Here is a 25,767-nt window from a genome sequence, read left to right as displayed (position 1 = left end):
AGTTTCAGACTACAACAAAAAATGAGATAGGCAACCCTTTCGGGGAAGTCTATCTCATTTTTTTCATTTTAGGCTATTTTGCAACAGCCCCTTTTGCCTGCAATCGGATTATTCCAGCATCATGTGGGCGGCCTTGTAAATGTCGCCGCAGCCCATGGTGATCACAAAATCGCCGGGCTGTGCGTGCTCCTTCACATAGTCGGCGGCCTCCTTCAGGCCGGCCACCACCACGCAGCCGGGAATCTTCGCGGCCAGATCCTCGCTCTTCACGCTGCCGTCGTCAACCTCGCGGCTGCCCATGATGGGGGTCAGCACCACCTGATCGGTGTCCGCCAGAACCCTGGCAAAGTCGTCCAGCAGCTCGCGGGTGCGGCTGTAGGTGAAGGGCTGATGCACCGCCCATACCTTGTTGTAGCCCAGCGCGTGGGCGGTTTTCAGGGTGGCGGCGATCTCGGTGGGATGGTGGGCGTAGTCGTCCGCCACGGTCACGCCGTTGAACTCGCCCAGAATTTCGAACCGACGGCCCGCGCCCTTAAAGCTCTCGGCGGCTGCGGCGGCGTCCTCGCCGGTCAGGCCAACGGTGAAGCAGCAGGCGGCCATGGCCAGCGCATTGTAGATGTTGTGGTAGCCGGGGGCGCTCAGCTTCAGGTGGGCCACCGGGTAACCCCACTCCAGCACATCGAATTCATAGAAGCCGGGCTTGTGCTCACGGATGTTCACCGCCTGATAATCCGCCTCGGAGTTGATGCCGAAGGTGCGCACTGCACGATCCAGACTGTTGATTACCTGCACCACGTTGGTATCGTCCGCGTTGGCCACAATGGTATGGCGGGCCATCAGGGCGAATTTCTTGAAGGCAAACTTCAGCTGGCCCATGGTGCCGTAGTAGTCCAGATGATCGTTGTCGATGTTCAGCAGCACCGCAATGTCCGGGGTCAGATGCAAAAAGGTCTCGGCAAATTCGCAGGCCTCGATCACGATGGTGTTACCGCTGCCGTTCTTGCCGTAGCCTCCGATCAGGGGCAGCTTGCCGCCAATCACCGCGGCGGGATCCTGGCCGGCCAGCTCCAGCAGACTGGTGATCATGGAGGTGGCAGTGGTTTTGCCGTGGGTGCCCGCCACGCAGATGCTGCGGGGGTACAGGCGGCTCACATAGCCCAGCAGAACGCTGCGCTCCAGCATGGGAATGCCCCGGGCGTCTGCTTCCCTGATTTCCGGGTTGTCTTTATGAATGGCGGCGGAGTAGACGATCATGTCTGCCCCCAGCACGTTTTTGGCGTCGTGCCCCATGAACACCTGAATGCCCATGGCCCGCTCCGAATCAATGATGCTGCCCTCGTTCACGTCGCTGCCGGTGATGGTGTAGCCCCGGGCATGCAGGATCTGCACCAGCGGATACATACCGCTGCCGCCGATGCCGATAAAATGGAGGCGCTTGACGCCGTCCAGCAGATTGGCGTTAAAGCCGCTCAGGAAGTTCATTATGATCCACCTCTCCTTAGCATGATGGTATTCCCAAAAGGATGGTCGGCGGCCCAGACGAAAGCCGTCGCAAATGTATCCGACACAGATTTGCGCGCCGAATATGGATTTCTGTAGCTATCATTATATAATTTTTGCTCCACAAAATAAACACTTTCAGGGGATTTTTTGGGATGCGTTCGATGAAATTTTCCGTTTTGGCGAAAAAGCAGGTGAATTTTTTACCAAAATGCCAAGGCAAAATGTTGCCGCACACTTGCGCCGCAGCGGGCATAGCATGGGCAAAAGCAGTGCGGCCCCTGGCCGCAAAATCACAAAAAAGGGGGAGCGCAAGTGATGGCAAACGAAAGAAAGACGGTGTTTGCCGTGCTGGGGGCGGATGCCCGCCAGCGGGCGGCAGCGGACCGTCTGCGCCAGCGGGGCTGGCAGGTGGTGGGGGGAGAACGGCTGGCCGCAGCGGACGTGATTCTGCTGCCCATGCCTCTGGGCGGCGAAAGCGAAAGCCTGACCCGGCTGCTGGCCGGGGCAAAGCCCGGGGCGGTGGCCTTTGGGGGAAGAGTAGGCCCGGCGGCGGCCCAGGCGGCCGCACAGGCTGGGGTGCCGCTGCGGGATTATCTGGCCAGGGAGGAGCTGGCGGTGCTGAACGCCATCCCCACCGCCGAGGGCTGTATCGCCCTTTTGCTGCAAAACCGTACCCGCACGCTGTGGCACAGTCCGGTGCTGGTGCTGGGCTACGGCCGGTGCGGTGCGGCATTGGCGGTGCGGCTGGCGGCGCTGGGCGCCCGGGTCACGGTGGCAGCCCGAAGCCCAGGCCAGCGGGCGCAGGCGGAAAGCAGGGGCCTGAATGCCTGCGGGCTGGAAGAACTGACGCATCGGCTGCCGGGCTTTGAAACGGTGGTGAACACCATTCCGGCTCCGATGCTGGGCCACCGGGAGCTGGAGGCGCTGGCACCGGGCAGTCTGGTGATCGATCTGGCCAGCCTGCCCGGCGGGGTGGATCTGGAAGCGGCGGAGGAGCTGGGCATCCGGGCCATCCGGGCGCTGAGCCTGCCTGCCCGCTGTGCGCCGGTGACTGCCGGGGAATTTGTGGCCGACACGGTGCTGGCCATGCTGTGTGAGGAGGGATTGTGCGTATGAACGAGAAAACTGTGGTGTGGGCGCTGTGCGGCAGCTTCTGCACCTTCGAGAGCATTCTTCCGCGTATGGAAGAGCTGGTGAACAGCGGGGTAAGGGTGCTGCCGCTGATGAGCTTCAACGCTGCCGGGCTGGACACCCGGTTCGGCGCGGCGGCGGACTGGAAGCGGCGGCTGGAGCAGCTGTGCGGCACGCCGCCCATCGAAACCCTGCAGGGGGCCGAACCGCTGGGGCCCAAAAACATGGCGCAGGCCATGGTGATTGCCCCCTGCACCGGCAACACCCTTGCAAAGCTGGCCCACGGCATCAGCGACACGCCGGTCACCCTGGGGGCGAAAAGCATGCTGCGCAGCGGCAGGCCGGTGGTCATTGCTCTTTCCACCAATGATGGGCTGGCTGCCAGCTTTTCCAATCTGGCGGCATTGACCAACCGCAAGCACTATTATATGGTACCTTTTGCGCAGGACGATTACCTGAAAAAGCCCAGCAGCCTGCAAAGCGATTTTTCTCTGATCCGGGATACGCTGGAATGCGCCCTGCGGGGCCGCCAGCTGGGCCCGGTGCTCAACGTTTAGGTTCCGGAAAGAAAACCCTCTTCGGTAAGCACAAGATCAGCCCGGCGGTCATGGGCTTCGGCGGGCAGGTCGGACTGAACCAGACCGGTGGGGCAAAGCAGCACCACCGGGCAGCGGCAGCGGGGCAGGAAGCGGTCGTAGTAACCGCCGCCCTGGCCCAGCCGCAGCCCGCCGGGCGCTGCCATCAGGCAGGGGGCGACCACCAGCTCCAGCTGTTCAGGGGCAAGGGCCGGCAGGTCGGGCGCAGGCTCCAGCAGCCCGAAGCGGGCGGAGGCCAGCTGTTCGAGGGAATCCACCGGTACAGCCTCCATAAAGCCTTCCGGCCCGGTGCGGGGCACGCAGAGGGTTTTGCCTTCGGCCAGTGCTCGTTCCAGAATGGGCCGGGTGCCCGGTTCGCGGGGGGTGCTCACAAAGCAGAACACTGACCCGGCGCGCCGCCAGAGATCGCTTTTGGTCAGATGTTCGGCCATGGCCCGGCCCCAGGCGGCAGTCTGCTCCGGGCCGGCCGCGGCCAGAAACGCACGGGCCTGTGCCCGCAGCGCGGCCTTGTGCTCCGGCACAGCGGAGGGGTGTATTGTCATGGTGAAAAACCTCCTTTTGGGCAAATGCCGCCATTTTGACCATTTGATTGTATCATAGCATAAAAACCCATGCCGCGGTGCAGAGGCTTGCAAACATTCTGTGGAAATTTTGTGGAGAACTTGAACCGGGGGCGGCCGGTAGGCTATAATAAATCAGTTAAAGCAGTGTATTGCGAAATTGCGAAAGCGAACGGAAAACCAACAGGTAAAGGATGTATTCGGTTTGAAAAAACTGGTTTCAATATTGGCCGCCGCTGTGCTGGGCGCAGCTGTGCTGGCCCCCACCGCTGCGGCGGAGGACCTGCCCCAGGTGACCTGCGAGGCCTATGTGGTCATGGACGCGGACACCGGCCAGGTCATCATGGAAAAGAATCCCGACGAGGTGCTCTATCCGGCCTCGATCACCAAGATCATGACCCTGGGGCTCACCATGGAAAAAGCGCAGGGCGACTGGTCCGCCCAGCTGACCATCGATTACGATGTGGCCCACAGTCTGGAATCCAACTCCACCCACATTGCGCTGCTGCCCGGCGAGGTGGTAACGCTGGAGGATGTGATCTATGGCACCCAGCTGGAGAGCGCCAACGACGGCGCCAACGCGCTGGCGGAGTATTTTGGCGACGACGGCACCATTGCCAGCGGTGTGGAGAAGATGAACGCCAAGGCACAGGAGCTGGGGCTTACCAACACCCACTATGCAAACCCCCACGGCCTGTATGATGAAAACCATTACACCAGCGCCCGGGATATGGCGAACCTGACCCGCTGGGCCATGCAGCAGCCCGGGTTCATGGATGTATTCTGCCGCAACGACGAGTGGCGCATGGCCGCCACCAACCTGCAGCCGGAGCGTGCCTTCCACTGCACCGACTGGCTTCGGGTGGGCGGACCGCTGCTGTACCGGGCTTATGAAAAGGGCGGCAAGAGCGGCTTCCACGATCAGGCGGGCTACACCTATGTGGGCTATGCCGAGCAGGACGGCCTGAATCTGATTGTGGTGGTGCTCAAATCGGTGGGGCTCAACGGCAACTACAAGGATGCCGCTGCCCTTCTGGACTATGCCTTTGCCCATTTCCGGCGGGTGAGCATTGCCAGCCCGCAGGATACCTATGAGGTGTCGCTGGTGGGCGGCGGCTTCGAAAGTCTGGGCAATGTACAGGTGGCGGCTCAGGGGGCCGATGTGCTGCTGAATGATGCTTTCACCGAAGCGGATGTGACCGCGGAATTTGATATTCCGGAACAGTATGTGCTGGGGCAGGGCTTTTCCGCCACGGTTACCTATTTGCTGAAGGAAAACACCCTTCAGCCCACCACCCTGCGCACCGTGGGGCTGACGGTAAGCGGGCTGGAGCAGATTCTGCAGGCCAACACCTATGTGCCGCAAAAGACCGCCGGCGACGGGCGCATGTATCTGGGCATCGGCGTGGCAGTGGCCGCGGCGGCAATCGCCATTCTGCTGGCGGTGCGTCTGATCCGCGGTGGCGGAGGGCTGCAGAGCCTGGCGGCAAAGCGGGCCAGGGAAACCGGCCTGCCGGCGGATTTCCAGATCATTACCCGCACTGGAGCAGTGAATTCCACCCCGGTGCAGACGCTGGATGTACGCCGCCCCTCCACAAAGGAAGGGCACGATGAACAAACCGATCTGCCCCGGCGCTGAGCGCAAGGAGATCCGATGAAAACCGGGCGGCCCGCCGCCCACGGGAACAGGTTTTCCGTGGCGGCGGGCCGCTTTTTGCGCTTTTGCCAAAAAGGAAAAGCATTTCCGCAAAGGGACGAAGGGCTTTTGCGGGAATTCTTGTTGCGCTTTGGGGTGGGATGGGGTAAAATATACCATGAATATGTTTGGCCTGCCGCAGCGGCGGGCCGTTACAGCAGGAGGGAATTGCGTTGATGAATATCATGCCCAACGATCTGGGCCGCCAGTACAGCCTGCACGCGGCGGAGTATGAGCAGAAGGCACTGCAGGTGCTGCGCAGCGGCTGGTATGTGCTTGGCAAAGAGGTGGAGGCTTTTGAAAAGGAGTGGGCTGCCTACATCGGCGCGAAGCACTGTGTGGGTCTGGCCAGCGGGCTGGATGCACTGTGGATCAGCTTCCGTCTGCTGGGCGTGGGCGCGGGCGACGAGGTGATCGTCTGCTCCAATGCCTACATTGCCTGTGTGATGGGCATCTCCATGAACGGGGCCACCCCGGTATTTGTGGAGCCGGACGAATACGACAACATCGACGCGGAAAAGATTGAAGCTGCCATCACCCCCAAAACCAAAGCCATTCTGGCGGTGCATCTGTACGGCCAGTCCTGCGATATGACCCGTATCATGGCCATTGCGAAGGCCCATGATCTGAAGGTGGTGGAGGACTGCGCCCAGAGCCACGGCAACCACTGGCAGGGCCAGACCGTGGGCACCTTCGGTGATGTGGGCTGCTTCTCCTTCTATCCCACCAAGGGCTGCGGCGCCTTTGGCGACGCGGGCTGCATCGTGACAAACAGCGACGAGCTGGCCCAAAAGTTCCGGGTCTACCGCAACTACGGCAGCGAAAAGCGCTACCACAACCAGGTGGTGGGCACCAACTCCCGGCTGGACGAGCTGCAGGCGGGCCTGCTGCGGGTGAAGCTGACCCATCTGGACGACTTCAACGCCGAGCGCTGCGCCATTGCCGGAACCTACAACGACAAATTGAAAAACCCCCATGTACAGCTGCCCAAAATCCGCCCCGGTGCGGACTGCACCTGGCATCAGTATGTGGTGCATGTGCCCAATGGGCGCGACGCGCTGGCCGCTTACCTGAAGGAGAAGGGCATCGGCACCATCATCCATTATCCCATCCCGCCGCATCTGTCCGAGGCGTATGCCTATCTGGGCTTCGGTGTGGGGGATTTCCCCATTGCCGAGCGCTATGCCGGCGAGGTGCTCAGCCTGCCCATGTACAACGGCATGACCGCCGAGGAGCAGCAGTATGTGATCGACGTCATCAACCAGTGGGAGCCGTGAGGAATATCAGCCGATGAAACAAAATAAAAATTACGATAAGGTGAAGCTGCTTCGCTTCGGTGACCTGGGCGACGAGCGGGGCAGCCTGATCGTGGTGGAAGGCGAACAGGATGTTCCCTTCGCCATCCAGCGTGTGTTCTACATCTATGGCAGTGATGCCACCGTGATGCGCGGCCAGCATGCCAACCGGAACACCGAATTTGTTCTGGTGAACGTGGCAGGCAAAAGCAAGGTCCGGGTGGACGACGGTCTGGGCCGCGAGCAGGTGTATCATCTGGATCAGCCCAACACCGGTATCTACATCCCCCGCATGGTGTGGAAGGATATGTATGATTTTTCGCCGGACAGTGTGCTGCTGGTTCTGTGCAGCGAACACTACGATGGAGAGGAATACATCCGCGACTACGAGGCGTTCCGGGCCGAGATGGCCCGCGAAGGCGAATCGGAGCGCGACTGATCAAAAGTCAAACGAAGGAGACATACGAAAATGGGGAAGTTTACGTTTGTTGAAACCGGGCTGCCCGGTGTGCTGGTGATCGAGCCCACCGTGTTCGGTGACGCCCGCGGCTATTTTATGGAGACCTTCCAGAAGGAAGAGTTCGCCGCCGCCGGCATCACCGACGAGTTTGTGCAGGACAACCAGTCCAAATCCAGCCGGGGCGTGCTGCGTGGGCTGCACTTCCAGAAGGAGCACACCCAGGGCAAGCTGGTTCGCGTGACCAAAGGCGAGGTGTTTGACGTGGCGGTGGACTGCCGCCCAAACAGCGCCACCTTCGGCAAATGGGTGGGCGTGACCCTGAGCGAGGAGAACAAAAAGCAGTTCTATGTGCCCAAGGGCTTTGCCCACGGCTTTCTGGTGCTGAGCGACGAGGCCGAGTTCTGCTACAAGTGCACCGATTATTACGACCCCACCGCTGAGGGTGGTATTCCCTACAACGATCCCACCGTGAACGTGGAATGGCCGGACTGCGGCTGTGAGTATCTGCTGAGCGAAAAGGACAAAAAACATGAGCCCTTTGCAGCCCAGACCTTCGATTATTTCAATAAGTGGTAAGGGAGCGCCGGTATGCTGAAACTTTATGTGCAGGACTTTTTGCGCTACCGCTACCTGCTTTACAATCTGATCAGCCGTGATTTCAAGCTGAAATACCGCCGCAGTGTGCTGGGCGTTGCCTGGAGCGTGCTCAACCCGCTGATGATGTGTGCGGTGATGTTTGTAATCTTCAACACACTGATGGCGGGCATGCGGGGCGAAGGCATCGAAAACTTCGCAGTCTATCTGGTGATCGGCCAGCTGCTGTTCAACTTCTTCCGCGAGTCCACCACCATGGCCATGTCCAGCGTGATGAACAACGCCATGCTGCTGCGCAAGGTGTATATTCCCAAATACATCTTTCCGCTGCAGAAGATCTGCTTTGGTCTGGTGAACTGTCTGTTCAGCTTCATCGCTCTGATCATCGTAATGATTATTACACGGGCGCGGCTGTATCCCACCATTCTGTTGGGGCTGTACCCGCTGCTTATGCTGGCGGTATTCAGCCTGGGCATTGGTATGATTCTGGCCGCCATGGCGGTGTTCTTCCGGGATGTGATCCATCTGTGGGAGGTGTTCACCACCATCCTCATGTGGTTTTCCGCCATCTTCTACACCCCCGAACAGTTCGGCAATGCCCTGCTGGAGGGCGTGATCGCCCTGAATCCCCTGTACCAGTACATCACCGCTTTCCGTGATACCGTAATGTACGGTCAGCTGCTGAGCGGCGAGCAGATCCTGATCTGCGGCGCGTGGGCGCTGGTTATGCTGGCACTGGGTCTGCTGGTGTTCAAAAAGACCCAGGACAAATTTGTTCTGTATATGTAAGGAGGCGCGGGAAATTGCAGCAGCCTATCATTGAAGTCAATAACGTTTCCATGCGCTTCAACCTGGCCAAGGAAAAGAGCGAGAGCCTGAAGGAGTATTTTCTGCAGCTGGTCAAGGGCAAGCTGCGCTTCGACGAGTTCTTTGCCCTGAAGGACGTGAGCCTTACGGTGCAGCCCGGCGATTTTTACGGCCTGATCGGCCTGAACGGCAGCGGCAAATCCACCCTGCTGAAGGTCATCTCCGGCGTGTACAAGCCCAGCAGCGGCAGCTGCAAGGTGCGTGGCACCGTGGCGCCCCTGATCGAGCTGGGCGCGGGCTTTGACATGGACCTGACCGCCCGGGAGAACATCTACCTGAACGGTACCGTTCTGGGCTTCAGCCCCAAATACATCGACGCTCATTTTGAGGAGATTGTGGAATTCAGCGAGCTGCGGGACTTTCTGGACGTGCCGCTGAAGAACTATTCCAGCGGTATGGTGGCCCGCCTGGCCTTTGCGGTGGCAACCATCACCAAGCCGGACGTACTCATTGCCGACGAAATTCTGGCGGTGGGCGACTTCCTGTTCCAGGAAAAGTGCGAGCAGCGCATGCAGAAGCTGATGAGCGGCGGCACCACCGTGATTCTGGTGAGCCACTCCATCGAGCAGATCGAGCGCATGTGCAACAAGGTTGCCTGGCTGGAGCACGGCCGCATCAAGATGAACGGCCCCACCGAAGAGGTCTGCGAAGCCTACAAGCAGACCACCCGGGAAAACGATAAGATTTAAAACACACAGCCAAGGCAGCGCGGGGTGATCAGCCACGCGCCTGGCCTTGGCTGTTTTCAAAAGGAATGTGCAAGATGGCAAACGAGAAAAACAACCAGCCCCTGCCCGCGGACGTTGCCCAAAAGGACAGTGTGGGCGGCATGGCAAAGCGCCTGCTGGACCCGGCCCATGTGAAGCAGCTTGCCGGCTGGTGCGCCCGGGTGGCAAGGGAAGAGGGCGGCCAGGCCCTGTGGCGGGAGATCAGCTTCCGGGTGAATCTGGCGCTGCATCGGGACACCTGGCAGTACCGGGCGGATCTGCCCACCCGCCGGATGCTCAAGCGCCAGCGGGCCGAGGGTGTGCCCGGCGGGCCGAAGATCAGCGTGGTGGTACCGCTGTACAACACCCCGCTGCCCTTCTTGAAGCAGATGATCGAGAGCGTGACCGGCCAGAGCTACCCGAACTGGCAGCTGGTGCTGGCCGACGCCTCGGACGAGGCTCATGCTCAGGTGGGGGCCGTGGCCCGGCGCTATGCCGCGAAGGACAGCCGCATCACCTACAAAAAGCTGGCGGAAAATCAGGGCATTGCCGGCAACACCAATCAGGGCTTTGCGCTGGCAACCGGCGACTGGCTCACCCTTTTGGATCACGACGACGTGCTTTACCGCAACGCCCTGTACGAGGTGGCGAAGGCCGCCGTGGAGGGCGCGGATTTCGTCTACTCCGACGAGATCGTGCTCAGCGCGGATTTAAAGCATCTGGTGGATTACCACTTCAAGCCGGATTTTGAGCCGGACTATCTGCGGGGCTGCAACTACATTACCCATCTGGCGGCATTCTCCCGGGGCCTGTTTGAGGCCACCGGCGGCGGCGAGCGGGCGGAATACGACGGCAGTCAGGACTTCGAGCTGATTCTGCGGCTCACCGAAAAGGCAAAAAAGATCGTGCACATTCCCTATGCGCTTTACATCTGGCGCAGCCACGCTGCCTCCACCGCCTCCTCCATGGACGCGAAGCCCTACGCACTGGCGGCGGGCGAGCGGGCGCTCAACGACCACCTGAAGCGGGTAGGCCTTGCGGGCGAAGCGACCCGCATTCCGGGCTGCCCCGGCGCTTACCGGGTGCGTTATGAGCTCACCGGAACCCCTCTCATCAGCATCATGATCCCCAACAAGGACCATGTGGAGGATCTGTCCCGCTGTCTGGAAAGCCTGTACAAATATGCGGGCTACGACCGGTTCGAGGTGATTGTGATCGAGAACAATTCCACCGACTCGGCCACCTTCGCATATTACAAGAAGGCAAAGCAGCAGTTTGCGAATCTGCAGGTGGTGCAGTACGAGGGAGGATTCAATTTCTCCGCCATCAACAACTTCGGCCGCAAATTTGCCAAGGGCGAGCAGCTGCTGCTTTTGAACAACGACGTGGAGCTGCTCAGCGAGGGCTTTCTGGCCGAGATGCTCATGTACAGCCAGCGGCCGGACGTGGGCTGCGTGGGCGCGAAGCTCTACTTCCCGGACGATACCATCCAGCATGCCGGTGTGTTCCTTGGCATCAACGGCACCGCCGGCCACAGCCACAAGAGCCACCCCAGAGCTTCGGCGGGCGATTTGTACCGGCTGGCCACCCCGCAGGATCTGATGGCGGTGACCGGCGCCTGCCTGATGGTGAAGGCCGACCTGTACGATGCCTGCGGCGGGCTGGACGAGGAAAAATTCGCCGTGGCTTACAACGACATCGACCTGTGCCTGAAGCTCTGGCAGCAGGGCCTCCTGAACGTATTCACCCCCTTTGCCGAGGCCTATCACCACGAAAGCAAGAGCCGCGGGCTGGATACTTTGAGCGAGAACGCCAAACGCTACGAGCGGGAAAAGGCAAACTTCATTGAAAAATACACCCCCCTCATCCAGAAGGGAGATCCCTACTACAACCGGCATTTCAACCTGCTGTTTGAAAATTACGGTCTGAAATAAGGTCGCGCAGACAGCACCCAAATCAATCGGAGAAGAGGAACCCCCATTGAATCTGAAACTGAAACGCATCAAAGAGCTGATGGGCTACACCCTTCAGGTGCTGAAGGAAGAGGGCCCGGGTCCGGTGCTGCGCCGGGCTGCTGGATTTATCAAGCGGCGCTTTTTCGGCAAAAAGGCCCGCTACCTGCCAAAAAAGCAGGTGCTGGAAGCCCAGCGCAAGGAGTGCGCGCAGGGCGCACCCGGGCCGGTGATTTCCATCTGCGTGCCCCTGTACAATACGCCGGAGCCTTTTCTGCGCCAATTGCTGGACAGCGTGCTGAACCAGACCAGCCCCGGCTGGGAGCTGTGTCTGGCGGACGCCTCGGACGAGGCGCACCGCCCGGCGGTGAAAAAACTGGTGGATGCCGCCGCCGAAAAGGCGGGCAGCCGCATCCGCTACAAGGCAATTGAGAACAAGGGCATCAGCCACAACACCAACCACGCGGCGGCGCTGGCCACCGGGGAATATCTGGCGCTGGCGGACCACGACGACGTGCTGGCCCCTCACGCCATTTATACGGTGCAGAAGGCCATTGCCGAGACCGGCGCGGCCTTTCTGTACAGCGATGAGGCCCTGTTCACCAAAAAGATCGAGAAACCTACGGTGGGGCACTTCAAGCCGGACTACGCCCCGGATTACCTGCTCTGCTGCAACTACATCTGCCATCTGGCGGTGTTCCGCCGGTCGGAATTTCTGGCGGTGGGCGGCGAGCGGCCGGAATGTGATGGCAGTCAGGATCATGACCTGTTCCTGCGGCTGCTGGAGCGGCTGGAGCCGGGCCAGATCTGCCACATTCCCCAGGTGCTTTACTACTGGCGTGTGCACGCGGCCAGCACCAGCGGCGGCGTGGCGGCCAAGCCCTATGTGGCCAAGGCGGCAAAAAAGGCCATTGCGGACCATCTGCAGCGCACCGGCCAGCAGGGCGAGGTGAAGGACGGCATCTTCCCCAGCACCTACAAGGTGGACTGGGTCATCCCCGGCGAGCCGCTGGTGAGCATTCTGATCCCCAATAAGGACCATACCGATGATCTGGAAAAGTGCCTTGCCTCCATCTATGCAAAAACCAGCTGGCAGCGGTTCGAGGTGATCGTGATCGAGAACAACTCCACCGATCCCGCTACCTTCGATTACTACGAAAAGGCGAAGGAGCGCTTTGCCAACCTGCAGGTGGTGAAGTTTGAGGGCGGGTTTAACTTCTCTGCCATCAACAACTTCGGCCGCAAATTTGCAAAGGGCGAGTATCTGCTGCTTTTGAACAACGACGTGGAGATCATCGACGGTCAGTGGCTCACCGAGATGCTCATGCAGGCCAGCCGCCCCGGCGCGGCCATCTGCGGGGCCATGCTCTATTATCCGGACGATACCATCCAGCACGCGGGCATCATCACCGGTCTGGGCGGCTATGCGGGCCACAGTCACAAGTACAAAAAGGCCGGCGGCAGCGGCTATATGTTCCGTCTGGCCACCGTGCAGGACTTCTCCGCTGTCACCGCTGCCTGCCTGTTGGTGCGCAGCGAGGTGTACGACGAGATGGGCGGCCTGGACGAGGGCTTCACCGTGGCCTTCAACGATGTGGATTTCTGCCTGCGTGTGCGGGATGCGGGCTATCGGATCATCTGGACCCCCTATGCCCGGCTGTACCACTACGAGAGCAAGAGCCGGGGCAGCGACGAAAAGGACAAGGCGAAAAAGGAACGGTTCGCCCAGGAGCAGAAGCGCCTGACCGACCGGTTCACCCGCTACGGCCTGACCCACGATCCCTATTACAACCCGAGCCTGACGCTGGACCGGGAGGATTTTTCCGAAAGTGCCGACCTGCGGAACCTGAAGGATCCGCAGAGCGCTCTGTAAAAGAGAGGAAAACGCAATGAAAAAGCTTTCGCGCCGCAGGGCGCGGTTCGCCATTCTGGCCTTCTGGGGCGGCATGGCGCTTGTGATCGCCGGCGGCTGCATGAGCCAGTTCACGGTGTTTGAACTGGGGCTGGCGGCGGTGGTGGCCGCCTGGATGGTCAAGCGGTTCGGGCTGCGCTGCCCCCACTGCGGCTATCCCGGCGTTCTGCCCCGCTGGAAGGGCAAGGGCGGCTGCATCCGCTGCGGCCGCACTGTGGAATTTGACGACTGACCGGTTTTTGACCGGCAGAAAATACCCCAAAAAAGAGGTGTACTTCTATGGAATTCAAGATCAACGAAAACAGCATCGTTTATGGCGACGAGACCCGGGAGCTGGCCCGGATCACCTTCCCCCAGGTGGCACCCGGTGTGGTGGACATCGACCATACCTTCGTGGGTGAGGAGCTGCGGGGCCAGGGCATGGCCGGCCAGCTGATGGAACAGTGCGTGGCCCAGCTGCGGGCCAGCGGCCGCAAGGCTCGCACCAGCTGCAGCTATGCCGCCAAGTGGTTCGAAAAGCACCCCGAAGAAGCGGACCTGCTGGATAAGTAAGACGAAAAGCCGCCGGTTTTCCCAGTGAAAGGGGAAACCGGCGGCTTTTGCTTTGCAGTGATTTATTTCTTTTTGGGGCGGCGGGGCGCCTGGCCTGCCTTTTTGGGGGCGGGGCCGCGCTTTGCCCGGTCAGATTTGTGGGGCGCTGTCTTTGCAAAGGCGGGCTTTTTCGGCGCCGGGCCCTTTCGGGCCGGGGGCTGCTTTTTGCGCACGCTCCAGCCGAAGGTGCCCATCTCTTCGCCCAGGCTGTAATACTGACCGTGGGCGTAGGCCAGCAGGCCCGCCCGTTCCAGATGCAGCTTGCCCGCGGCGTCCAGCAGCTCCTCGCTCACGTTCACGGCCACCACATCAGCCAGAAACAGGTCATGGGTGCCGAGGGGAATCTGCTGGAACACTTTACATTCCAGATTCACCGGGCTTTCCCCCACCAGAGGGCAGCCCACCTGGCTGGCGGGCAGGGCGGTCAGGCCCATGGCCTCAAATTTGTTCACGTCCCGGCCGCTTTTCACCCCGCACCAGTCCACGGCGCGGGCCAGAGCGGTGGTGGGCAGATTGATCACGAACTCGCCGCTTTGCTGAATCAAGCCGTAGCTGTGGCGGCTGGGCCGCACCGCAATGGAGACCCGGGGCGGATGGGTGTTCACGATGCCCGCCCAGGCCACGGTGAACACATTGGGGGCCTCCGGTGTACCGCAGCTGACCAGCACCGGGGGGATGGGGCCAAGCAGCACGCTGCCCTTCCAGGTGATTTTGCTCATTTGTCCTCCTTATCCGGGAAGGTGGTCTCGCTGATGATGAACCGGGGCCGCTGTTTGGTTTCCAGATAGATCTTGCCGATGTATTCACCGATCACGCCCAGGCACAGCAGCTGGATGCCGCCCATAAAGCAGACGATGCTGGTGGTGGAGGCCCAGCCTGCCACGGTGCTGCCCAGAATGGCCTCAACCACCGCCCAGATCACGCCCACAAAGCTGATCACCGAAACGAGAGCACCGAAACCGGTGATCAGCCGGATGGGTTTTACGGAAAGGCTGGTGATGCCGTCAAAGGCAAGGGCCAGCATCTTTTTCAGGGGGTAGTGGCTTTCGCCGGCAATGCGCTCGGCCCGCTCGTAGTACACGCTGGTGCTCTTGAAGCCCACCAGCGGCACCATGCCCCGCAGGAAAATGTTCACTTCCTTAAAGTTGGCGAACTCATTCAGCACCCGGCTGCTCATCAGCCGGTAGTCCGCGTGGTTGAACACCACCTGCGCGCCCATCCAGTTCATCAGCTTGTAGAAGCCCTCGGCGGTGAAGCGCTTGAAGAAGGTGTCGGTATCCCGCTTGGAGCGCACACCGTACACCACCTCGCAGCCATCCCAGTAGGCATCCACCATAGCATCCATGGCGTTGATGTCGTCCTGGCCGTCACAGTCGATGCTGATGGTAATGTCGCACCGGTCCTTCACGGTCATCAGACCGCCCAGCAGAGCGTTCTGGTGACCCCGGTTGCGGGAAAGGCAGATGCCCTCGAAGTGCTCGTCGCTTTTTGCCAGCTCCTGAATGATGTTCCAGGTATTGTCTTTGGAGCCGTCGTTCACAAAAACTACCCGGCTTTCAGGGGCAACCCGGCCCTTTTCAATCAGGCTGTTTATTTTTTCCAGGAACATGCCGCTGGTCACGGGCAGAACCTCCTGCTCGTTGTAGCAGGGGATCACGATGTATAAAACAGGGGCTTTCATAAACAGAAAATCTCTCCTTTTAACAGTGATATTGGCGGGTCAGCTCCGCCTTATTCAGCAGCTTGAAGCTGTTTTTGTAGGTCTCGATCAGGCCCTCGTCACGCATGCGGGAGATCTCCCGGCTCAAAGCGCTGCGCTCGCAGTTCAGGTAATCCGCCAGCCCGGCCCGGGAGAAGGGGATGGTGAAGGTGTCGGCCCCGGCGCGGGCGGATTCCTCCAGCAGGTAGGCGCACAGCTTGCTGCGCAGGCTTTTCAGAATCAGCAGGTCCACCCGGCGGTTGAGAGCAAAGTATTTGTCGGAAATGGTACACACCAGATTCTGCATCAGCTGGAAGTGGCTGCCGTGCATCCGGGCGCAGGGGTGCAGAATCTTCTGGTAGGGCACGAACAGCACCTGACAGTCGGTTTTGGCGATCACCGTGACCGGGCTTTTGGTGCTGCTGCCGCTGAGCACATCGCCAAACAGGCTGCCCGGCTCCATCAGGGTGATGGCCACGCTGCCGCCGTCCGGCGTGTTTTTTACCGCCTCCACCTGACCGGCCAGCACAATGCCCACATCCCGTATCTCGTAGCCGGAAAGCAGCACGATCTCGCCCTTGGAAAAGGCACGGGCGGCGGGCTGGAAACACTCCATGGTCATGCGCAGCTCTGCCAGACTCAGGCCGTGAAACAGGGTGGTTTGCAGCAGAATGGGAAGATGATCGTCCAGTAAGATGGAATTGCGCATGGCATTGGCTCCTTTGTGCGGGCGGTTGGTTGCCGCCGCAACGGCATAATTTCTTTTATTATAGTAGAATATCCCCAAAAAGGCAAACCGGGTTACGGCCCGGAACAACTGCCCAGAAGGAGAGAACTTTCATGAAACGTTTGTTAAGCATGGTAATGGCTGCCGCAATGGCTCTGAGCCTGGTTGCCTGTGGCGGTACCGCTGCTTCCGGCAGCACCGCTTCCTCGCAGGCTGCATCCAGTGCGCCTGCTTCCAGTCAGGCGGAAAGCGTGCCTGCGTCCTCCGCTGTGAGCGCTTCCGAGGACACTGCCGCTTTGGGCGATGCCATGCGGATCGCGGGCCTGCAGGGCCCCACCACCATGGGCATGGTCAAGCTGATGAAGGATCAGGAGAGCATGGAAAGCCCTCTGTATGATGTGACCATGTACGGCGCGGCGGATGAGATCGTGCCTCTGCTGACCAAGGGCGAGCTGGATGCGGCGGCCATCCCCGCCAACCTGGCTGCCACCCTGTACCAGAAAACCGAGGGCAAGATTCAGGTGGCTGCGGTGAACACCCTGGGTGTTCTGTATGTGGTGACCACCGGCGATGATGTGGCCAGCGTGGCCGATCTGGCCGGCAAGACCATCTATTCCACCGGCAAGGGCACCACCCCTGAGTATGTGCTCAACTACATCCTCACCGAAAACGGCATCGACCCGGCCAAGGATGTGACCATCGAATACAAGAGCGAGGCTACCGAGGTGCTGTCCACGCTGCAGAGCGCCGGCGAGGGCGCGGTGGCCGTGCTGCCCCAGCCCTATGTGACCGCTGCCCAGGCTCAGGTGGAGGGCCTGAACGTGGCGCTGGATCTGACCGAGGAATGGAACAAGATTGACCCGGATTCCCAGCTGATCACCGGCGTGCTGGCCGTGCGCAGCGACTATGCCGAGCAGCATCCCGAGGAGCTGGAGGTCTTTCTGGCCGACTACCGCAGCAGCATTGAGTGGGTGACCGCCAACACTGCCGACGCGGCCCAGCTGGTGGCGGAGTACGGCATCGTGGCCAAGGCTCCTCTGGCTGAGAAGGCTCTGCCCGCCTGCAACATCACCTACATGGACGGCGCGGACATGAAGCAGGCCCTGAGCGGCTATCTGGACGTGCTGTACCAGCAGGATGCCGCCTCGGTGGGCGGTGCGCTGCCGGGCGACGATTTCTACTATGGTGTGGAATAAACGAATCAAACAAGCGGCCGCCATCCTGTTTTGGGTGGCGGTCTGGCAGTTTTCGGCCATGGCGATGGAGCAGAGCTTTCTGCTTGCTTCGCCGCTGGAAACACTGGAAAAGCTGGTCGGCCTTGTGCCCACCGCCGCCTTCTGGCAGAGGGTTGGCTTCAGTGCCCTGCGCATTCTGGCGGGCTTTTTCGGTGCGTTGGCAGTGGGCACGTTGCTGGCGGCGGCCAGTGCCTGGCTGGAGCCGGTGCGGGTGCTGATCCGGCCGCTGATGCAGCTGATCAAGGCGGTGCCGGTGGCCAGCTTTATCATTCTGGCCCTTTTGTGGGTGCGCAGTGCCAATCTGGCGGTGCTCATCAGCTTTCTGATGGTACTGCCGGTGGTGTATACCGCGGTGCTGGAGGGCATTCAGCAGACCGACCGGCAGCTGCTGGAGATGGCAAAGGTGTTCCGCATTTCCTTTTCCCGGGCACTGGGGGCCATCTGGCTGCCCCAGGTGTGGCCCTATTTTGTGCAGAGCTGCACCGTGGGTATGGGCCTTGCATGGAAAAGCGGCATCGCTGCCGAGGTGATCGGCCTGCCGGACGGCAGCATCGGCGAGGCGTTGTATCAGGCAAAGCTCTATCTGGAAACCGGCGAGCTGTTCGCCTGGACGGCGGTGATCGTGCTGGTGAGCGGTGTGTTTGAAGCGGTATTTGTTCGGCTGCTGGCCGCAGCGGGCAGGCAGCTGGAAGGGGGCGGCGCATGAAGGCGATACTGAAGGGCGTTGGCAAACGCTACGGGGATCAGTGGGTGCTGCGGGATCTGGATCTGACCCTGGAAGGAGTCAACGTGCTCATGGCTCCCTCCGGCCGGGGCAAGACCACCCTGGCCCGGCTGCTGCTGGGGCTGGAGCAGCCGGACTCCGGCAGCCTTGTGGCGGATGGCCGGATCGTGGCCCAGTTTCAGGAGGATCGGCTCTGCGGCCAGCTTTCGGCGGTGGGCAATGTGGCCTTGTGCTGCCCCCAGCTGGGCCGGGAGCAGATCGAAGCGGCGCTGGAAGAGCTGGGCCTTTGCGAAGAGGACTGGGCAAAGCCTGCGCGGCAGCTGTCCGGTGGGCAGGCCCGGCGGGTGGCACTGGCCCGGGCGCTGCTGGCCCCTGCCGAAGGTGTGATTCTGGACGAACCCTTCAAAGGGCTGGATGAAGAAACCCGACAGCGGGCCATGGACTGGGTACACCGGGCGCTGAACGGCCGATGGCTGCTGCTCATCACTCACGACGAGCAGGAGGCCGGGGCCTTTGGCGGCGCCAGCGTGGTGATCCCGGAATTGCAGAAAAACTGATAAAAAGCAAACAGATTGTTTGAGGGAATCTCGCGTGATTCACCATTCGGAATTGTGCGGTATTGCCTAAAATTTACAATCTGTTTGCTTTTGTTTTTGACATTTTGCTTGTAAGCGCCCGGGGCAGGGGCTATAATAAAGGTAACGACAGGACCGGCCCTCGCGGCCCCGTTTGGGGCAGAGCGCGGGCGGCAACAAAGGAGGCCCCGCAGATTATGAAGCTTACATTTTTGGGCGCAGCCCATGAGGTTACCGGAAGCTGTTATCTGCTTCAGGTGAACGACCAGAACATCATGATCGACTGCGGCATGGAACAGGGCAGGGACATTTATGAAAATCAGCCCCTGCCGCTGGCACCCGGCCAGGTGGACAGCCTGCTGCTGACCCACGCCCACATCGACCACTCCGGCCGTATCCCGCTGCTGGTGAAAAACGGGTATCGGGGGCCGGTGTTTGCAACCACCGCCACCACTGAGCTGTGCAACATTATGCTGCGCGACTCCGCCCACATTCAGGAATTTGAGGCAGAGTGGCGCAACCGGAAGGCAAAACGCTCGGGTGCAGCGGAATACGAGCCCATCTACACCATGCAGGACGCGGAGGACGCACTGAAGCTGTTTCTACCCATCGATTACGGCGAGACCTTTGACGTGGCTCCCGGTGTGAAGGGGCGTTTCGTGGATGTGGGCCATCTGTTGGGCTCGGCCAGCATCGAGCTGTGGGTCACCGAGGGTGAGGTCACCAAAAAGCTGGTCTTTTCCGGCGATATCGGCAACGACCACCAGCCCCTGCTCGAGGATCCGCAGTACATTTCCGAAGCGGACTATGTGGTGATGGAATCCACCTATGGCGACCGGAGCCACGGCCCCCGGCCGGATTATGTGACCGAGCTGGCAGGTGTGATTCAGGAGACCTTTGACCGGGGCGGCAATCTGGTGATTCCCAGCTTTGCGGTGGGCCGCACGCAGGAAATGCTGTATTTTCTGCGCCAGATCAAGGAGCAGAACCTGGTGAAGGGGTACGGCGATTTCACCGTCTATGTGGACAGTCCGCTGGCTGTGGAGGCCACCCACATCTTCCGGGAGCAGTGGGCGGAGTGCTACGATGAGGAGGCCCGGGCACTGGTGCTGCAGGGGGTCAACCCCATCAGCTTCAAGGGCTTGAAGCTGGCTGTGAGCAGCGACGATTCCAAGGCCATCAACTTTGACCAGAGCCGCAAGGTGATTCTTTCCGCCAGCGGCATGTGTGAAGCCGGACGCATCCGGCACCATCTGAAGCACAACCTGTGGCAGCCCCAGTCCACCGTGCTGTTTGTGGGCTACCAGAGCCCCGGCACCCTGGGCCGGGCACTGGTGGAAGGCGCAAAAGAGGTGCGGCTGTTTGGCGAGACCATCGAGGTGCGGGCCCAGATTAAGGTGCTGGCTGGCGTTTCCGGTCACGCGGACAACGAGGGCCTGATGCGCTGGGCCGCCGCCTTTAAAGAGCACAAGCCCCAGCATGTGTTCGTGACCCACGGCGAGGATACCGTCTGCGATATCTTTGCCAACCGTCTGATGGCCGAGCTGGGCTACTCCGCCAGCGCGCCCTACAACGGCGCGGTCTACGATCTGGTGAGCGGCCACTGCCTGGCTTTGGGCAACCGCAAGCGCATTGAGGAAAAGAAAGCCGGCCTGCGCAGCCAGAACCCGGTGTTCCGCCGTCTGCTGGACGCCGGCCACCGCCTGCTGAATATCATCAAGGCCAAGGAAGGCCATGCCAACAAGGAGCTGGCCCGGATGGCAAGCCAGGTGGAAGCTCTGTGCGAGAAATGGGAAGATTAAGGCGTAATTCTGTAGAAAGCGAACGAGAATATACAAAATGTAAATAAAATGAGCTGAAAAAGTGCCCGCCTTCGGAGGAAAACAAAGACGGGCACTTTGGAGTTATGGAGTGTTCTCTGCGCCGCTTGCGGAAGGGGACGGGCCCGGATCTCAGTCCAGCAGCTCGCACAGGATGCTGTTCTGAATAATCAGCCCGGCAGGGGTGAGCGAGAGTACGCCGTTTTGGAATCGGGCGTACCCGGCGCCCACACATTTTTCTACAAAACGCAATTGTTTTTGCGAAAATTCCACATTGTATTTGCTTTTCAGGGCGTTCAGGTCCAGTCCGCTGGTCAGCCGCAGCTGTAAGAGGATATAGTCCTCCGCGCCGCAGCCGCCGTCCTGCACCGGCTGGCAGGCCGGGTCCAGAAAGGCGTGGGTATCGCCGGGCCAGTAGAACCGCCGATTGTTCACACAGCTGTGGGCGGCGGGGCCGAGGCCCAGATAGTCCTGACAGTTCCAGTATAAAAGGTTGTGCCGCCCCTTAAAGCCCGGGCGGGCAAAGTTGCTGATCTCGTACTGGGCAAAGCCCGCCTGTTCCAGCTGCTGCACACCATAGAGATAGAAATCCGCGGCGGCGTCCTCGTCCGGCAGGTCGGCGGGCGGATTTTTGCCGAAGGCGGTGCCCGGTTCGATTTTCAGCAGATAGGCCGAAATGTGGGTGGCGCCGCCGGATGCAATCAGCTCCAGCGTGGCGTCTAACTCCTCCCGCGTATACCGGGGCAGAGCCATCATGATGTCGCCGCTGATGTTGGCAAAGCCCGCCTGCCGTGCCGCCCGGAAGGCTTCCCGGCTCTGGGCCGCGGTGTGGGGGCGGCCCAGTCGGGCCAGGCTCTCGTCAAAGGCAGTCTGCACCCCCAGGCTCAGCCGGTTCACGCCCGCCTGCAAAAAGCCGGTGAGAATTTCTTCGTTCACGGTCTCCGGGTTTGCCTCCAGCGTTACCTCCGCACCAGAGGCGGGGCTGGCCGCGGCAATGAGCCGGGCGGCCTGTTCCGGAGTCAGCAGGCTGGGAGTGCCGCCGCCGAAATACACCGTGTCCGGATGCCGGGCCAGCAGGCCCTTCCGGCGGAACTCGTCCATCCGGCGCACCAGTGCATCCACATATTCCTGCGGAACGCCCCGGCTGCCACCCTTGGAATAAAAATCGCAGTAACGGCATTTTGCCAGGCAGTAGGGGATATGAAGATAAAGACCAAAGGCCATGAAAATGCTCCTTTCGCCGGTGGTGGTTTTGTGCGCCACATCGGCTTTTGGGGGATCTTGTCACAAAGTCATTATAAAAGATTTTGATTTTATTTACAAATCCAGATATAATATACGGTATAATCAACCTTAAGAAAGGATTTGATGTTATGAACGATTACAATCAATGGAACAATTCCGGCCCTAATACCGTTTATATGAACGAAAAATTCCAGTACGAGACCCTGAGCAACTATACCGCAAAAACCTTTTTGTGGATGTTTGCAGGCCTGCTGGTCACCTTCGGGGTTTCGCTGGCTGCATACATGAGCAACATCGGCTTTTATCTGCTGCGTTCCAGCTTTACCTTCTTTGGTCTGGCCATTCTGGAGATTGTGCTGGTGGTGGCGCTGGCATCCCGCCTGCACAGCATGAGCGTGGGTTCGGCCCGGGGCCTGTTCTTCCTCTACGCGGCGGTGAACGGCCTTGTGTTCAGCTCCTACCTGTGGTTGTATAACATGGGCGATGTGCTCATGGCCTTTGGCGCGGCGGCGCTGTACTTCGGCGTAATGGCAGCCTACGGTTATCTGACCAAACGGGACCTGACCAGCTGGCGCACTTCGTTGATGGTGGGCCTGATCGTGCTGCTGGCGGTGAGTGTGATCGGTATGTTCTTTATGAGCGGGTCCAGCATTCTGTTCAGCATTCTGGGCATTGTGATCTTCTCCTGCTACACCGCTTACGACACCCAGAAGATCAAGGCGCTGTACTTTGCCTATGCGGGCAACGAAGCCATGGCGAAAAAGGCATCCATCTATGCGGCGCTGCAGCTGTATCTGGACTTTATCAACCTGTTTTTGTACCTGCTGCGCATTTTTGGCCGGAACCGGGATTAATTGGAATCAACACAAAAAAGCGGGGGCCATCGGCTCCCGCTTTTTTGTGTCGAACGGGGCAGGCAACAGGCTGTTTCTTGCTCTCCAGGACGGGCCGGTGCTATACTGAGGGCAGAAAACCGGCGGGAAAGCGGGGAAGCATCATGAAGGAACAGCATACCGAACAAATGGAAAACCGGCAGGATTTCGGCGGCCGGCTGGCGGCTCTGCGCCGGGCGGCGGGGCTGAGCCAGCAGCTGGCAGACCAGCTGTTTGTGACCCGGCAGGCGGTGAGCCGCTGGGAACAAAACCGCACCCAGCCGGATCTTGCCACCCTGCAGCAGCTGACAGCGGCACTGGGTTGCAGTCTGGATGAACTGGTGGGCGGGCTGGATGCAGATGCGGCCTTCCGCCGCCGCTGCGCCAGCTGGCAAAAGGCCACCTGCCTTGCCTTCCGGCTGGCGCTGGCGGTGCAGCTGGGGCTGTTTGTGCTGGGCGCGGTGCGGGGACAGATGGAATGGGTGCTGCTGCCGGTGCTGCTGTTTCTGTGCGGCGGCAGCCTGCACCCGCTGCTGGCAGTGATGACGTCCAGCGGCGATTACACCATGCTGGCGGGTTACGACCCGGATGCGGCCTATGATCGAAAAAAGCTGGAAACGCTGGTGCGAGCCATGGATCTGTGGGTTCAGGTGACCAATCTGGGCATCAGTCTGGTGGCGGTGCCCATTGGCTTTGCGACCAGCGAGGCCGGGTTTACGGTTCTGATCGTCGCACAGGTGATCGGCCTGCTGGGAGCCATCGGATGTGTGCAGTATAAATATGGCCGGAATCTGGTGACAGCCTATCCCGGGCTTACGGCGGCAGGCCAGGCGGGAAAGCAGCAGACGCGGGACATCCAGAGTCAGCAGATGAAGCCGCTGATCTGGTGGAGCGGGCTGTTTCTCGCACAGTTTTTTCTGGGCTTTTTCTGCGTTGGGGTGTTCCACATTCCAAACAACAGCCCGGGCGCGGTGGCGCAGCTGGCCACCACGCTGCCGGGGGTCTGCCTGGGAGTTGCCTTTCTGCTGATACAGACCGGCCGGGCAAAGCGTATGGCGGCCCGGGGAGAGCGGTGGCGTATGAACAAAAGCGGCGCGGCTCTGCTTCTGGGAGCCGTGGCGCTGATGGCGCTGCAATTGCTTGCAGCCACCTTTATGCAGGGGGGCGGAAGCTGGTAAATCTTTATATACGATAGGAAAAACACCCCGATGCCTTGTATTGGGGTGTTTCTTTTACTATAATAGAATTACGTTGATTTCTGACCAATTTTCACCGGATATGCCGTGCGTAACACGGCAGCCGGGCAGAACAGAAAGGGGAAAAACCCAATGCCGAACCTATTGATTCTGGGCGCGGGCGGTTTTGGCCACATGGTCTATGAATCCGCCATGGCGACCCGCCAGTTTGATAAGATCGCCATGCTGGACGACGCCTGCAAGGAGAGCTGTGTCATCGGCAAGCTGGTGGATTATAAAGAATTCCGCAAGGAGTATCCCTGTGCGGTGGCCGCTTTCGGCAACAACAAGATGCGGCTGCACTGGGTGAAGAAGCTGCTGGAAGCGGATTTCGTGGTGCCCACCATCATTCATCCCAGCGCGGTGGTCAGCCCCAGCGCCGAGATCGGCGCGGGCAGCTTTGTGATGCAGCGCGCCGTGATCAATACCCACACAAAACTGGGCCTTGCCTGCCTGGTGAACAGCGGCGCCATCATTGACCACGACACCGTGGTGGACGAGGGCGCTCACATCGGCCTGGGCAGTGTGGTCAAGGCCAACTGCCATGTGGAGGCCCACCGCAAGGTGGAAGCAGGCGAGGTGATTTTCGCCAGGCGCCGCAAGATCGACGGGGTGGACAGCCGCGTGCTGGAGGATGCTCTGTACGCCTTTGGCTTCGGCAACCAGTGCAGCTACGTGCAGCCCTTCGGTGCCGGCCACATCAACGAGACCTACGCGGTATACATGCCCGGCGAAAACGGCGAGGAAGAGCTGAGCTATGTGCTGCAGCGCATCAACACCCATGTGTTCAAAAAGCCCCGCGAGGTGATGGAGAACATCTTTGGTGTGACTGAGTACCTGCGTCAGAGCATCCGCGCTGCCGGCGGCGACCCGGATCGGGAGACCCTGAGCTATATCAAGACCAAAGAAGGGGAAAACTATTACGAGGATACCGATGGTCTGCCCTGGCGCTGTTATAACTTCATTCCGGATTCCGTGTGCTACCAGAGTGTGGAATGCCCGGAGCAGTTCTATCAGTCTGCCCGCAGCTTTGGCCGTTTCCTCAAGCAGCTGGACGGTTACCCCGCCGACACGCTGTATGAAACCATCCCCAAATTCCATGATACCGAGGATCGGCTGAAGAATTTTAAACAGGCGCTGCGCCGAGATGTGAAAAACCGTGCCCGCACCTGCAAGGACGAGATTCAGTTTGTGCTGGATCATGCGGCGGATTGCAGCGTACTCATGAGCCAGCTGCGGGCGGGCACTCTTCCGCTGCGTGTTACCCACAACGACACCAAGCTGAACAACATCCTCTTTGATGAAAATACCGGTGAGGGTATCTGCATCATCGACCTGGATACCATTATGCCCGGCCTTGCCCTGAACGATTTCGGCGACTCCATCCGTTTCGGTGCCACCCATGCGGCCGAAGATGAGCCGGATCTCTCCAAGGTACACTTTGAGATCGATCTGTTTGAGGCCTACACCAAAGGCTATCTGGAATCTGCCGGCGATGTGCTCACCGAGAACGAAAAGGCAAATCTGGCCTGGGGCGCCAAGATCCTCACCCTGGAATGCGGCATGCGCTTTTTGACCGATTACCTGCAGGGGGATACCTATTTCAAGACGCAGTATCCCACCCACAACCTGATCCGTGCCCGCACCCAGTTCAAGCTGGTGCAGGAGATGGAGCAGCAGTTCGATGCCATGCAGGCCATTGTGAAAAAATACAGCTGATCATTGAGCAGGGCCCGCTGGGGCGGGCCCTGCAATTTTGCTTTAAAAGGAG

Annotated in this window: 26 protein-coding genes; 20 read left to right on the top strand and 6 right to left on the bottom strand. The window is 60.2% G+C overall.

The window, feature by feature from the left end; all coding sequences use genetic code 11:
- Positions 1-108: 108 nt before the first annotated feature.
- Positions 109-1,482 (bottom strand): UDP-N-acetylmuramate--L-alanine ligase, encoded by a 1,374-nt coding sequence (gene murC, locus EDD77_RS10165; RefSeq protein ID WP_058965335.1) that lies wholly within the window; start codon positions 1,480-1,482, stop codon positions 109-111.
- A 73-nt stretch (positions 1,483-1,555) separates the two neighbouring features.
- On the opposite strand from murC, the gene EDD77_RS10160 reads away from it, so the two are divergent.
- From EDD77_RS10160 to EDD77_RS10150, 3 genes are read left to right on the top strand one after another with little or no spacing between them, the layout of a single operon-like run.
- The gene (locus EDD77_RS10160) at positions 1,556-1,819 is read left to right on the top strand and encodes a hypothetical protein (protein WP_058965336.1); all 264 of its coding nucleotides are present in this window, start codon (positions 1,556-1,558) and stop codon (positions 1,817-1,819) included.
- Positions 1,819-2,619 (top strand): NAD(P)-dependent oxidoreductase, encoded by an 801-nt coding sequence (locus EDD77_RS10155; protein ID WP_058965337.1) that lies wholly within the window; start codon positions 1,819-1,821, stop codon positions 2,617-2,619. The genes EDD77_RS10160 and EDD77_RS10155 overlap by 1 nt, the downstream gene beginning before the upstream one ends.
- On the top strand, positions 2,616-3,191 hold the full coding sequence (locus EDD77_RS10150) for a dipicolinate synthase subunit B (RefSeq protein ID WP_058965338.1): 576 nt from the start codon (positions 2,616-2,618) through the stop codon (positions 3,189-3,191). The genes EDD77_RS10155 and EDD77_RS10150 overlap by 4 nt, the downstream gene beginning before the upstream one ends.
- Here the strand turns inward: EDD77_RS10150 and EDD77_RS10145 are convergent.
- On the bottom strand, positions 3,188-3,772 hold the full coding sequence (locus EDD77_RS10145) for a 5-formyltetrahydrofolate cyclo-ligase (protein WP_058965339.1): 585 nt from the start codon (positions 3,770-3,772) through the stop codon (positions 3,188-3,190). The two genes, EDD77_RS10150 and EDD77_RS10145, sit on opposite strands and share 4 nt — an antisense overlap.
- A gap of 223 nt (positions 3,773-3,995) precedes the next feature.
- Between EDD77_RS10145 and EDD77_RS10140 the strand changes: the two genes are divergently transcribed.
- The 10 genes from EDD77_RS10140 (at position 3,996) to EDD77_RS10095 (ending at position 13,825) form a co-directional block, all read left to right on the top strand.
- Entirely contained in the window at positions 3,996-5,429 is a 1,434-nt protein-coding gene (locus tag EDD77_RS10140; protein WP_058965340.1) for a D-alanyl-D-alanine carboxypeptidase family protein, read from the top strand.
- A 233-nt stretch (positions 5,430-5,662) separates the two neighbouring features.
- Complete coding sequence (locus EDD77_RS10135) at positions 5,663-6,763, top strand: DegT/DnrJ/EryC1/StrS family aminotransferase (protein WP_058965342.1); 1,101 nt, start codon at positions 5,663-5,665, stop codon at positions 6,761-6,763.
- Between the two features lie 13 nt (positions 6,764-6,776).
- Entirely contained in the window at positions 6,777-7,220 is a 444-nt protein-coding gene (locus EDD77_RS10130; RefSeq protein ID WP_058965343.1) for a sugar 3,4-ketoisomerase, read from the top strand.
- A 30-nt stretch (positions 7,221-7,250) separates the two neighbouring features.
- Positions 7,251-7,817, top strand: coding sequence for a dTDP-4-dehydrorhamnose 3,5-epimerase (rfbC, locus tag EDD77_RS10125; protein WP_058965344.1), 567 nt, complete (start codon positions 7,251-7,253; stop codon positions 7,815-7,817).
- A gap of 12 nt (positions 7,818-7,829) precedes the next feature.
- Positions 7,830-8,624 (top strand): ABC transporter permease, encoded by a 795-nt coding sequence (locus tag EDD77_RS10120; RefSeq protein WP_058965345.1) that lies wholly within the window; start codon positions 7,830-7,832, stop codon positions 8,622-8,624.
- Between the two features lie 50 nt (positions 8,625-8,674).
- A complete protein-coding gene (locus EDD77_RS10115) occupies positions 8,675-9,391 on the top strand; it encodes an ABC transporter ATP-binding protein (RefSeq protein WP_058965949.1) in 717 nt (238 codons plus the stop codon).
- Between the two features lie 74 nt (positions 9,392-9,465).
- Entirely contained in the window at positions 9,466-11,343 is a 1,878-nt protein-coding gene (locus EDD77_RS10110) for a glycosyltransferase family 2 protein (RefSeq protein ID WP_058965346.1), read from the top strand.
- A gap of 46 nt (positions 11,344-11,389) precedes the next feature.
- Positions 11,390-13,234, top strand: a complete 1,845-nt coding sequence (locus EDD77_RS10105; protein ID WP_132587385.1) for a glycosyltransferase family 2 protein — start codon at positions 11,390-11,392, stop codon at positions 13,232-13,234.
- Positions 13,235-13,250: 16 nt separating this feature from the next.
- The gene (locus tag EDD77_RS10100) at positions 13,251-13,505 is read left to right on the top strand and encodes a hypothetical protein (RefSeq protein WP_058965349.1); all 255 of its coding nucleotides are present in this window, start codon (positions 13,251-13,253) and stop codon (positions 13,503-13,505) included.
- A 47-nt stretch (positions 13,506-13,552) separates the two neighbouring features.
- Positions 13,553-13,825 carry a GNAT family N-acetyltransferase gene (locus tag EDD77_RS10095; protein ID WP_058965350.1) on the top strand — a complete coding sequence of 91 codons (273 nt, stop codon included), beginning with the start codon at positions 13,553-13,555 and terminating at the stop codon, positions 13,823-13,825.
- Positions 13,826-13,887: 62 nt separating this feature from the next.
- Here EDD77_RS10095 and EDD77_RS10090 read toward each other — a convergent pair whose 3' ends face one another.
- The 3 genes from EDD77_RS10090 to EDD77_RS10080 are packed head-to-tail and all read right to left on the bottom strand — an operon-like array spanning position 13,888 to position 16,272.
- Positions 13,888-14,583 carry a flavin reductase family protein gene (locus EDD77_RS10090; protein ID WP_077138569.1) on the bottom strand — a complete coding sequence of 232 codons (696 nt, stop codon included), beginning with the start codon at positions 14,581-14,583 and terminating at the stop codon, positions 13,888-13,890.
- Positions 14,580-15,545 (bottom strand): glycosyltransferase family 2 protein, encoded by a 966-nt coding sequence (locus tag EDD77_RS10085; protein ID WP_058965351.1) that lies wholly within the window; start codon positions 15,543-15,545, stop codon positions 14,580-14,582. The genes EDD77_RS10090 and EDD77_RS10085 overlap by 4 nt, the downstream gene beginning before the upstream one ends.
- 19 nt (positions 15,546-15,564) lie before the next feature.
- Positions 15,565-16,272, bottom strand: coding sequence for a Crp/Fnr family transcriptional regulator (locus tag EDD77_RS10080; RefSeq protein WP_242868412.1), 708 nt, complete (start codon positions 16,270-16,272; stop codon positions 15,565-15,567).
- A 131-nt stretch (positions 16,273-16,403) separates the two neighbouring features.
- Here EDD77_RS10080 and EDD77_RS10075 point away from each other — a divergent pair, with 131 nt between their 5' ends.
- From EDD77_RS10075 to EDD77_RS10060, 4 genes are all read left to right on the top strand, one after another.
- The gene (locus EDD77_RS10075; RefSeq protein WP_058965352.1) at positions 16,404-17,486 is read left to right on the top strand and encodes an ABC transporter substrate-binding protein; all 1,083 of its coding nucleotides are present in this window, start codon (positions 16,404-16,406) and stop codon (positions 17,484-17,486) included.
- Positions 17,473-18,231 carry an ABC transporter permease gene (locus EDD77_RS10070; protein ID WP_058965353.1) on the top strand — a complete coding sequence of 253 codons (759 nt, stop codon included), beginning with the start codon at positions 17,473-17,475 and terminating at the stop codon, positions 18,229-18,231. The genes EDD77_RS10075 and EDD77_RS10070 overlap by 14 nt, the downstream gene beginning before the upstream one ends.
- The gene (locus EDD77_RS10065; RefSeq protein WP_058965354.1) at positions 18,228-18,806 is read left to right on the top strand and encodes an ATP-binding cassette domain-containing protein; all 579 of its coding nucleotides are present in this window, start codon (positions 18,228-18,230) and stop codon (positions 18,804-18,806) included. The genes EDD77_RS10070 and EDD77_RS10065 overlap by 4 nt, the downstream gene beginning before the upstream one ends.
- Positions 18,807-19,021: 215 nt before the next feature.
- Positions 19,022-20,626 (top strand): MBL fold metallo-hydrolase RNA specificity domain-containing protein, encoded by a 1,605-nt coding sequence (locus EDD77_RS10060; RefSeq protein WP_058965355.1) that lies wholly within the window; start codon positions 19,022-19,024, stop codon positions 20,624-20,626.
- A 150-nt stretch (positions 20,627-20,776) separates the two neighbouring features.
- On the opposite strand, the gene hemW is transcribed toward EDD77_RS10060, so the two are convergent.
- Entirely contained in the window at positions 20,777-21,868 is a 1,092-nt protein-coding gene (hemW, locus tag EDD77_RS10055; protein WP_058965356.1) for a radical SAM family heme chaperone HemW, read from the bottom strand.
- Positions 21,869-22,017: 149 nt separating this feature from the next.
- Here hemW and EDD77_RS10050 point away from each other — a divergent pair, with 149 nt between their 5' ends.
- The 3 genes from EDD77_RS10050 (at position 22,018) to EDD77_RS10040 (ending at position 25,715) form a co-directional block, all read left to right on the top strand.
- Entirely contained in the window at positions 22,018-22,743 is a 726-nt protein-coding gene (locus EDD77_RS10050; RefSeq protein WP_058965357.1) for a Bax inhibitor-1/YccA family protein, read from the top strand.
- Positions 22,744-22,886: 143 nt separating this feature from the next.
- Positions 22,887-23,939 carry a helix-turn-helix domain-containing protein gene (locus EDD77_RS18295; protein WP_058965358.1) on the top strand — a complete coding sequence of 351 codons (1,053 nt, stop codon included), beginning with the start codon at positions 22,887-22,889 and terminating at the stop codon, positions 23,937-23,939.
- Between the two features lie 150 nt (positions 23,940-24,089).
- A complete protein-coding gene (locus EDD77_RS10040; protein ID WP_058965359.1) occupies positions 24,090-25,715 on the top strand; it encodes a phosphotransferase in 1,626 nt (541 codons plus the stop codon).
- Positions 25,716-25,767 lie beyond the last annotated feature (52 nt).

Source organism: Allofournierella massiliensis, assembly GCF_004345265.1.
GTDB lineage: Bacteria > Bacillota > Clostridia > Oscillospirales > Ruminococcaceae > Allofournierella > Allofournierella massiliensis.
The sequence above is the reverse complement of the archived record's forward strand: the minus strand, read 5'-3'. Positions and strand labels throughout refer to the sequence as shown.

Excerpts from the sequence above, each read along its gene's own strand:
- murC (WP_058965335.1), bottom strand. The coding sequence starts at position 1,482 with ATGAACTTCCTGAGCGGCTTTAACGCCAATCTGCTGGACGGCGTCAAG.
- EDD77_RS10160 (WP_058965336.1), top strand. The coding sequence starts at position 1,556 with ATGTATCCGACACAGATTTGCGCGCCGAATATGGATTTCTGTAGCTAT.
- EDD77_RS10155 (WP_058965337.1), top strand. The coding sequence starts at position 1,819 with ATGGCAAACGAAAGAAAGACGGTGTTTGCCGTGCTGGGGGCGGATGCC.
- EDD77_RS10150 (WP_058965338.1), top strand. The coding sequence starts at position 2,616 with ATGAACGAGAAAACTGTGGTGTGGGCGCTGTGCGGCAGCTTCTGCACC.
- EDD77_RS10145 (WP_058965339.1), bottom strand. The coding sequence starts at position 3,772 with ATGACAATACACCCCTCCGCTGTGCCGGAGCACAAGGCCGCGCTGCGG.
- EDD77_RS10135 (WP_058965342.1), top strand. The coding sequence starts at position 5,663 with ATGAATATCATGCCCAACGATCTGGGCCGCCAGTACAGCCTGCACGCG.
- EDD77_RS10130 (WP_058965343.1), top strand. The coding sequence starts at position 6,777 with ATGAAACAAAATAAAAATTACGATAAGGTGAAGCTGCTTCGCTTCGGT.
- rfbC (WP_058965344.1), top strand. The coding sequence starts at position 7,251 with ATGGGGAAGTTTACGTTTGTTGAAACCGGGCTGCCCGGTGTGCTGGTG.
- EDD77_RS10120 (WP_058965345.1), top strand. The coding sequence starts at position 7,830 with ATGCTGAAACTTTATGTGCAGGACTTTTTGCGCTACCGCTACCTGCTT.
- EDD77_RS10115 (WP_058965949.1), top strand. The coding sequence starts at position 8,675 with ATGCGCTTCAACCTGGCCAAGGAAAAGAGCGAGAGCCTGAAGGAGTAT.
- EDD77_RS10110 (WP_058965346.1), top strand. The coding sequence starts at position 9,466 with ATGGCAAACGAGAAAAACAACCAGCCCCTGCCCGCGGACGTTGCCCAA.
- EDD77_RS10100 (WP_058965349.1), top strand. The coding sequence starts at position 13,251 with ATGAAAAAGCTTTCGCGCCGCAGGGCGCGGTTCGCCATTCTGGCCTTC.
- EDD77_RS10095 (WP_058965350.1), top strand. The coding sequence starts at position 13,553 with ATGGAATTCAAGATCAACGAAAACAGCATCGTTTATGGCGACGAGACC.
- EDD77_RS10090 (WP_077138569.1), bottom strand. The coding sequence starts at position 14,583 with ATGAGCAAAATCACCTGGAAGGGCAGCGTGCTGCTTGGCCCCATCCCC.
- EDD77_RS10085 (WP_058965351.1), bottom strand. The coding sequence starts at position 15,545 with ATGAAAGCCCCTGTTTTATACATCGTGATCCCCTGCTACAACGAGCAG.
- EDD77_RS10080 (WP_242868412.1), bottom strand. The coding sequence starts at position 16,272 with ATGCGCAATTCCATCTTACTGGACGATCATCTTCCCATTCTGCTGCAA.
- EDD77_RS10075 (WP_058965352.1), top strand. The coding sequence starts at position 16,404 with ATGAAACGTTTGTTAAGCATGGTAATGGCTGCCGCAATGGCTCTGAGC.
- EDD77_RS10070 (WP_058965353.1), top strand. The coding sequence starts at position 17,473 with ATGGTGTGGAATAAACGAATCAAACAAGCGGCCGCCATCCTGTTTTGG.
- EDD77_RS10065 (WP_058965354.1), top strand. The coding sequence starts at position 18,228 with ATGAAGGCGATACTGAAGGGCGTTGGCAAACGCTACGGGGATCAGTGG.
- EDD77_RS10060 (WP_058965355.1), top strand. The coding sequence starts at position 19,022 with ATGAAGCTTACATTTTTGGGCGCAGCCCATGAGGTTACCGGAAGCTGT.
- hemW (WP_058965356.1), bottom strand. The coding sequence starts at position 21,868 with ATGGCCTTTGGTCTTTATCTTCATATCCCCTACTGCCTGGCAAAATGC.
- EDD77_RS10050 (WP_058965357.1), top strand. The coding sequence starts at position 22,018 with ATGAACGATTACAATCAATGGAACAATTCCGGCCCTAATACCGTTTAT.
- EDD77_RS18295 (WP_058965358.1), top strand. The coding sequence starts at position 22,887 with ATGAAGGAACAGCATACCGAACAAATGGAAAACCGGCAGGATTTCGGC.
- EDD77_RS10040 (WP_058965359.1), top strand. The coding sequence starts at position 24,090 with ATGCCGAACCTATTGATTCTGGGCGCGGGCGGTTTTGGCCACATGGTC.